Genomic DNA, 4085 nt, shown 5'->3' on the forward strand with positions numbered 1-4085 from the left:
CACGGCCGCCTGTGCCTGGCCATGGCCTGGGTCGGCGACGCCCTGGCCGCCGCCGACGCCGGCCAGCCGGTGCGCTTCCTGGTGCCCGAGGAAGGCTCGGTGCTGTTTATCGACAACCTGGTGATCCCTGCCAGCGCGCGGCGCGCCGACCTGGCCCATCGTTTCATCGACTACCTGATGCAGCCGCAGGTGGCTGCGCTGATCACCGCCGAGACCCTCTACCCCAACGGCAATGCCGATTCCGCGCAGTTCCTCGACGCCGCCCTGCTCAACCAGCCCGGGCTCTATCCGGACCAGGACACCAAGCGCCGCCTGCACGCCCTGGAGGTGCTGCCGGAGAAACACGCAGAAGTGCGCGACCGGGTCTGGCAGCGCTTTCGCGCCGGCGGCTGAAGGACTGACGCTGAAGCCAGGCGCGGTCAAGGCGCATTGCGGTGGCGAACGACTTGCCTCGGCAGCGCCGCCTGGCATCCAATAGCGCCTCCTTGCCCCAGGAGTTCGCCATGTCGCGCCCCTCCAGCCCCCGCAAACCGCGCGCCAGCAGCCAGGCGCGGATCGCCGTGATCCTCCAGGCCGCACGTGCGCTGCTGGCCGAGCAGGGCGTGGCCAACCTGTCGATCTATGCCGTGGCCGAGCGTGCGGCGATTCCGCCGTCCTCGGTCTACCACTTCTTCGCCAGCGTGCCGGCGCTGCTCGAAGGCCTCACCGCCGACGTCCACGCTGCCTTCCGTGCCTGCCTGCAGCAGCCGGTGGAACACGCCGCGCTGCGCAGCTGGCACGACCTGTCGCGCCTCGTCGAGCAGCGCATGCTGGCGATCTACGCCGCCGACGCCGCCGCGCGCCAGCTGATCCTCGCCCAGCACGGCCTGGCCGAGGTGACCCAGGCCGACCGCCAGCACGACGTGGAACTGGGGCGACTGATGCAGGCGCTGTTCGAGCGCCACTTTCCCCTGCCGCAACTGCCGAGCGATATCGAGGTGTTCGCCCTGGCCATGGAGCTGGGCGACCGCGTCTACGCCCGCTCGGTGCAGCTGCACGGCGCCATCACCCCGCGCCTGGCCGAGGAAGGCATGCGCGTGTTCGACGCCTACCTCGGCCTGTACCTGCCCGCCGCCCTGCCGAAACGCCCCGCGCCGCTTACCTAGGGTGTCGCGGGGCCGCCTTGGCCACGCGCACCGCTGACCATGGACCTGCTGCGCACGGCGCGCCACAGCGCTGCAGGGGCGCATTTGTTCACGAACGACCTTGTCCCGGCGCGCGGCCCTGTTCGCGGATTACTCCGCGTCTCCCCAAGCGGGCTCGGCCAGGAACCAGATTGACGGCTACTAATCCGATAAAAATCCGAAATATTTTGCCTTTCCTGTCTTTCCAGCCTTCTAAATTCGATTTTTATCGGATATAAATCGAGCATCTCGCCATGATCGATGTTCTGCCATGGCTTCCCGAGCAGGCCTCCGCGAGCCCGGAGCCGCCTGCCCACAAGTCCAAGAGGTGCTGTATGTCCCGTATCGTCACCGTCGCCGCGACCCAGATGGCCTGTTCCTGGGATGTCGCCGGCAATATCGCCAACGCCGAGAAGCTGGTGCGCCAGGCCGCCGCCCGGGGCGCACAGATCATCCTGATCCAGGAGCTGTTCGAGACCCCCTACTTCTGCCAGAAGCCCAATGCCGACTACACCCAGCTGGCCACCCCGGCAGAGGAAAACCCGGCGATCCTGCACTTCCAGAAGGTCGCCGCCGAACTGCGAGTGGTGCTGCCGATCAGCTTCTTCGAGCGCGCCGGCCGCGCCCGCTTCAACAGCATCGCGATCATCGACGCCGACGGCAGCAACCTCGGGATTTATCGGAAAAGCCATATCCCGGACGGCCCCGGCTACCACGAGAAGTACTACTTCAACCCGGGCGACAGCGGCTTCAAGGTGTGGGACACCGCCTACGCCAGGATCGGCGTCGGCATCTGCTGGGACCAGTGGTTCCCCGAATGCGCGCGCAGCATGGCGCTGCTGGGCGCGGAGATCCTGTTCTACCCCACCGCCATCGGCAGCGAGCCGCACGACCCCGCCATCAACTCGCGCGAACACTGGCAGCGCGTGCAGCAGGGCCACGCCGGCGCCAACCTGATGCCGCTGGTGGCCAGCAACCGCATCGGCCGCGAGGAGCAGGACGGCTACGCCATCAGCTTCTACGGCAGCTCCTTTATCGCCAACCAGTTCGGCGAGAAGGTCGAGGAGCTGGATCAGAGCGAGGAAGGCGTGCTGGTGCACAGCTTCGATCTGACCGAGCTGGAGAAGGTGCGCAGCGCCTGGGGCGTATTCCGCGACCGCCGGCCGAACCTATACTGGCCGCTGGCGACCCTCGACGGCGAGAGCCTCTCCGAATAACCCCCATACCTTCGCCGGTGCGCACGACGCACCCTACGGATCGAACCATGACCACCCTGAACAGCACTCCACGCGCCGACGGCTTCCGCATGCCGGCGGAATGGGAACCCCACAGCCAGACCTGGATGGTCTGGCCCGAACGCCCGGACAACTGGCGCCTCGGCGGCAAGCCGGCGCAGGCCGCCTTCGCCGCGGTGGCCCGCGCCATCGCCGAGTTCGAGCCGGTGACCGTCTGCGTGTCCGCCGCGCAGTACGAGAACGCCCGCGCGCGCCTGGACGACGACAACATCCGCCTGGTGGAAATCACCACCGACGACGCCTGGGTGCGCGACACCGGGCCGACCTTCGTCACCAACGCCAGCGGCGAAGTGCGCGGCGTGGACTGGACCTTCAACGCCTGGGGCGGCTTCGACGGCGGCCTGTACTGGCCCTGGCAGCGCGACGACCAGGTGGCGCGCAAGATCCTCGAGATCGAGCGCGCAGGCCGCTACCGCACCGAGGGCTTCGTGCTCGAGGGCGGCTCGATCCACGTCGACGGCGAAGGCACCCTGATCACCACAGAGGAATGCCTGCTCAACCAGAACCGCAACCCGCACCTCTCCCGCGAACAGATCGAGGCGGTGCTGCGCGAGCAGCTGGCCATCGATACGGTGATCTGGCTGCCGGACGGCCTGTACAACGACGAGACCGACGGCCACGTCGACAACTTCTGCTGCTACGTGCGCCCGGGCGAGGTGCTGCTGGCCTGGACCGACGATCAGAACGATCCCAACTACCCGCGCTGCCAGGCCGCCATGCGCGTGCTGGAAAGCGCGCGCGACGCCAAGGGTCGCCAGCTGATCGTGCACAAGATGCCGATCCCCGGGCCGATCCACGCCACTGAGGAAGAGTGCGCCGGCGTCGACGCCGCCGAAGGCAGCCAGGCACGCGATCCGTCGATCCGCCTGGCCGGCTCCTACGTCAACTTCCTCATCGTCAACGGCGGCATCGTCGCGCCGAGCTTCGACGACGCCAAGGACGCCGAGGCCCGCGCCATCCTCGAGCGGGTCTTCCCCGCGCACCGCGTGGTGATGGTGCCCGGCCGCGAGATCCTCCTCGGCGGCGGCAATATCCACTGCATCACCCAGCAGCAGCCAGCGCCGCAAGGACGCTGAAGCGTCGGGCGGGCCGCGCTCAGCGGCCCGCCTGCAACGCCCGCCTGGTACTCAGCGGGTCCAGCTGGCGCAGCGCCTGGTAGTGGCTGACGAACACCTGGCCGCCGAAACGCTGGAGAAAGTCCGAGCGGCCGAGCTGGTCCATCACCGGCCCCTTGACCTCCGACATGTGCAGCTGCACCCCGGCGGCGCGCAGGCGCTCGGCGATGGCCTCCAGCGACTCCAGGGCGCTGGCGTCGATCAGGTTGATCCCCGGGCACATCAGCACCAGGTGACGCACCTGCGGCCGCGCGGCGACCAGCGCGGCGACGCGGTCCTCGAGATAACGCGCATTGGGAAAATACAGGCTCTCGTCGACCCGCAGCGACAGCACGCTGGGGCTCTCGATCACCTGGAAGCGCTCGACGTTGCGAAAGTGCTCGCTGCCCGGCACCTGGCCGACCACCGCGATATGCGGGCGGCTGGTGCGCCAGAGAAACAGCAGCAGCGACAGGCCGACGCCGAGGACGATGCCGGTCTCGACGCCGAGCAGCAGCACCGCGGCCAGGGTC

General features: G+C 68.4%; 5 protein-coding genes. 4 read left to right on the plus strand and 1 reads right to left on the minus strand.

Annotation, left to right across the window (positions count from 1 at the left end; all coding sequences use genetic code 11):
* From N878_RS14075 to aguA, 4 genes are all read left to right on the plus strand, one after another.
* The coding region (locus N878_RS14075) for an extracellular solute-binding protein (protein WP_021444282.1) at positions 1-393 on the plus strand (393 nt) is incomplete at its 5' end.
* Between the two features lie 110 nt (positions 394-503).
* Entirely contained in the window at positions 504-1145 is a 642-nt protein-coding gene (locus tag N878_RS14080) for a TetR/AcrR family transcriptional regulator (RefSeq protein ID WP_021444283.1), read from the plus strand.
* A 353-nt stretch (positions 1146-1498) separates the two neighbouring features.
* Entirely contained in the window at positions 1499-2380 is an 882-nt protein-coding gene (aguB, locus tag N878_RS14085) for an N-carbamoylputrescine amidase (protein WP_021444284.1), read from the plus strand.
* A 47-nt stretch (positions 2381-2427) separates the two neighbouring features.
* Positions 2428-3534 (plus strand): agmatine deiminase, encoded by a 1107-nt coding sequence (gene aguA, locus N878_RS14090; protein ID WP_021444285.1) that lies wholly within the window; start codon positions 2428-2430, stop codon positions 3532-3534.
* Positions 3535-3553: 19 nt separating this feature from the next.
* On the opposite strand, the gene N878_RS14095 is transcribed toward aguA, so the two are convergent.
* Positions 3554-4085 (minus strand): STAS domain-containing protein (locus N878_RS14095; RefSeq protein WP_031303178.1); only part of this gene is annotated, 532 nt, incomplete at its 5' end.

Origin of the sequence: Pseudomonas sp. EGD-AK9, from assembly GCF_000465935.2 — a bacterium.
Taxonomy (GTDB): Bacteria; Pseudomonadota; Gammaproteobacteria; order Pseudomonadales; family Pseudomonadaceae; genus Aquipseudomonas.